4 protein-coding genes are annotated in these 3,114 nt (G+C 51.4%); 3 read left to right on the top strand and 1 reads right to left on the bottom strand.

Going from position 1 to position 3,114, the window contains the following annotated elements; translation table 11 throughout:
• The 3 genes from acnA to NTV65_11090 all read left to right on the top strand — a co-directional run.
• A partial coding sequence (gene acnA / locus NTV65_11100; GenBank protein ID MCX6115743.1) for an aconitate hydratase occupies nucleotides 1-801 on the top strand: 801 nt, incomplete at its 5' end.
• Between the two features lie 16 nt (nucleotides 802-817).
• Nucleotides 818-1,351 carry a superoxide dismutase [Cu-Zn] SodC gene (gene sodC / locus NTV65_11095; protein ID MCX6115742.1) on the top strand — a complete coding sequence of 178 codons (534 nt, stop codon included), beginning with the start codon at nucleotides 818-820 and terminating at the stop codon, nucleotides 1,349-1,351.
• A gap of 81 nt (nucleotides 1,352-1,432) precedes the next feature.
• Entirely contained in the window at nucleotides 1,433-2,770 is a 1,338-nt protein-coding gene (locus NTV65_11090) for a sigma-54 dependent transcriptional regulator (protein ID MCX6115741.1), read from the top strand.
• Nucleotides 2,771-2,795: 25 nt separating this feature from the next.
• Here NTV65_11090 and NTV65_11085 read toward each other — a convergent pair.
• Nucleotides 2,796-3,114, bottom strand: a 319-nt coding sequence (locus NTV65_11085) for a flagellar biosynthesis anti-sigma factor FlgM (protein MCX6115740.1), incomplete at its 5' end; no start/stop codon positions are given.

Here is a 3,114-nt window from a genome sequence, read left to right as displayed (position 1 = left end):
GTTGTATACGAGTGGGATGCTGCATCGACCTATATTCAGGAGCCCCCGTATTTTGAGAACTTTGAGCTTACTCCGCGAGCCTCTGAGCGCATTGAGGGTGCACGCGCTCTAGCAATCTTTGGTGATTCGGTTACTACCGACCATATTAGCCCAGCAGGGGCTATTAAGAAGGACTCTCCAGCCGGGCGCTATTTAATTTCGCGCGCAGTGGCCTTTAAGGACTTTAACAGCTACGGGGCACGACGTGGCAGCCACGATGTTATGGTTCGAGGTACATTTGCCAACGTACGCATTAAGAATCTAATGGTCCCAGGTGTTGAGGGTGGGGTTACGATCCATCAGCCAAGTGGCGAGAGGCTCGATATATTTGATGCAGCACAGCGCTACGCTGAAAGCAAAACGCCACTCGCTGTCTTTGCTGGGCAGGAGTACGGCACTGGAAGTTCCAGAGATTGGGCTGCCAAGGGAACCATGCTGCTTGGAGTTAAGTTCGTTGTAGCAGAGAGCTTTGAGCGGATTCATCGTAGCAATTTGCTCGGTATGGGGGTCTTGCCGTGTCAGTTTATAAATGGGCAAAACGCTAAGTCTCTGGGCATTACTGGACAGGAGAGCTTCTCTCTGCGTGGATTGGAAAACGGGATACGCCCAGGACAGGAGGTGGTGCTTGTAACTACGCGCTCCGATGGATCTTCGTTTGAGGTATGCTTACAGCTACGTATCGATACGCGTATAGAAGTAGAGTATTACAAACACGGCGGGATACTGCCCTACGTGCTTCGCCAACTTGTTGCTAATGGATAAGGGGATTTAGATGGGTATGAAAAAGATCGTTGCACTAAGTGTGCTCTTAAGTGGCTGCTCACTTATCTCTGACCTGACTAACTCAAGCAACCACACCGTAGTTCAAATAAATAGGGTCGATACCCAGGGGGTAGGGAGCTCTATTGGTACCATTACCTTTACAGACTCAGCGCAGGGCCTAGCGATTACTCCTCAATTAGAGGGGCTCTCCCCTGGTGCTCACGGGTTTCATATTCATGAAAACCCAGACTGTTCACCTAAGGAGAAGGAGGGGAAGCTAGTTTCCGCACTCAGCGCCGGGGCGCACTACGATCCGCATAGTACTGGGCTGCATATGGGACCACACGGCGGGGGTCATGTAGGGGATCTTCCTAAGCTTGAGGTTGCAGTCGATGGAACAGCATCAACCGAGATGTATGTAGCTGGTTTGCAGGTGTCTGATATTACTAACCGCAGCGTTATGATTCATCAGGGAGGGGATAACTACGCGGATGCTCCTGCTCCTTTAGGGGGTGGAGGGCCTCGAATCGCCTGCGGGGTTGTTAAGTAGAGAGCGCACCTATTTAGTTAAGTACTAGTTGTACCGATAGATCCATACCGTAGGACTATTCTATCTGGGGCATCTGTACGTATGGATACTATCCTAGTTGTTGATGATACGCCTTCACTACTCGAAGTGCTTTGCGTGGTGCTAGAGCGTGAGGGGTTCCACGCCATCGGTGTGTCGAGCGCTGAGGATGCTCTTAATGCGCTAACCCTGCATCAGATTAGCTGCATCCTAGCCGATTTTAAACTTCCTAAGCTAAATGGCCTCGACCTTGTAAGGCGCGTTCGGGTTGATTATCCCCAACTCCCGTTCCTTCTTATGACCGCTTATGGCTCGGTTGATATAGCGGTTGAGGCGATGAAGTCTGGGGCGAGTGATTTTATAACTAAGCCCTTTGTGCCAGATATATTAATACCCATAGTGCGTGAGGTTATTCAACATAATCGCATCGTCAATCGAACTATTACCAGTAAGAAGCGCGCATTACAGGGCGTTTTTACGACCTCCCCTGCGGTCGAGAAGATCCTTGCGCAAGCTAGGCAGGTGGCCCGTGTTGATACCCCGGTTCTATTACTGGGCGAAAGCGGAACGGGCAAGGAGGTCTGTGCTCGTTACATTCACGAACATAGCCCCAGGCACGATAAGCCATTTATAGCGCTCAACTGCGCAGCCATTCCGGCGGAGTTGCTTGAGAGTGAGTTCTTTGGCCATGAGGCCGGAGCTTTTACCGGTGCAACACAGAGCCGAATCGGGGTGCTTGAGATGGCCTCTGAGGGCTCTGTATTTCTGGATGAAGTTGGCGAGATGTCCCCACTATTACAGGTCAAACTATTAAGAGCGCTACAGGAGCAGGAGATACGACGTGTCGGTGGAAATAAACAGATACGGGTGATGCCGCGCATCATTGCAGCAACAAATCGTCAAATTGAGGCCGCACTCGCTTCTGGCGCAATGCGTGAGGACTTTTATTTTCGCATCGCTGTTGTAACGCTCGCTATGCCACCCTTGCGTGAGAGACCTGAGGATATTCGGCCCATGGCGCAGCGCTTGCTTACACATTTCTCTACGGCGCTAGGCAAGAGTGATCTAACTTTTGAGCCATTGGCGCTCGATATGCTTGCGAGCTATCCATGGCCCGGAAATATTCGCGAATTAGAAAATGTAATCGAGCGGGGAGTGCTGATGGCAGAGGGCTGCGTCAGGTCTGAGGATCTCGGTATTAACGTGCCGCTTAACCTGCAAGCGATCACGGAGGCTATACGAACCCTACCTGAGATCTCAGCAGCAGCCATTCGCAAGTCAGAGGTTGAGGCAATTGCGCGGGTGTTGCACCTTACCAACGGCAATAAGAGCAGGACCGCAGAGATCCTAGGAATAAGTTATAAGACGCTCCTTAATAAGGTGCATGAGTATTCTCTTTAATAGTTATGATGAAATGGAGCCTTAATTATCCGAGGTCGCGCATAACAGCCAGCGCGACCTTTGTTGAATCAGCGCTATAACTTCCTGAACGTACCTGCCCTTTGAGTTGCTGGATACGGCCGGCACGTCCCGGATCTGCATCTACGGCCCCGGAGCGTGCCAGGGAGCTCGAGAGCACTACGGCCTCGCTAGCGCTGCTCTGCGTTACAGCAGTGGCTTTGCTCTCTGGTTGTTGTGGAGTTTTTTGACTCGCAACCGAGTCAACATTAGCGGCGAACAGTGCGCCTATCTTTGATATGCCCATATCCCTCATCCATGACGTAAACGGCGCCCGCAGTTTTGCG

This window comes from Pseudomonadota bacterium (assembly GCA_026390555.1).
In the GTDB taxonomy this organism is placed as follows: Bacteria; Bdellovibrionota_C; UBA2361; order UBA2361; family OMII01; genus OMII01.
Note: the sequence above shows the minus strand (reverse complement) of the source record. Positions and strands in the feature narration are given on the sequence as shown.

What these genes read in the sequence shown, in the direction of transcription:
- NTV65_11090 (MCX6115741.1), top strand. Translation starts at nt 1,433, where the DNA reads ATGGATACTATCCTAGTTGTTGATGATACGCCTTCACTACTCGAAGTG.
- sodC (MCX6115742.1), top strand. Translation starts at nt 818, where the DNA reads ATGAAAAAGATCGTTGCACTAAGTGTGCTCTTAAGTGGCTGCTCACTT.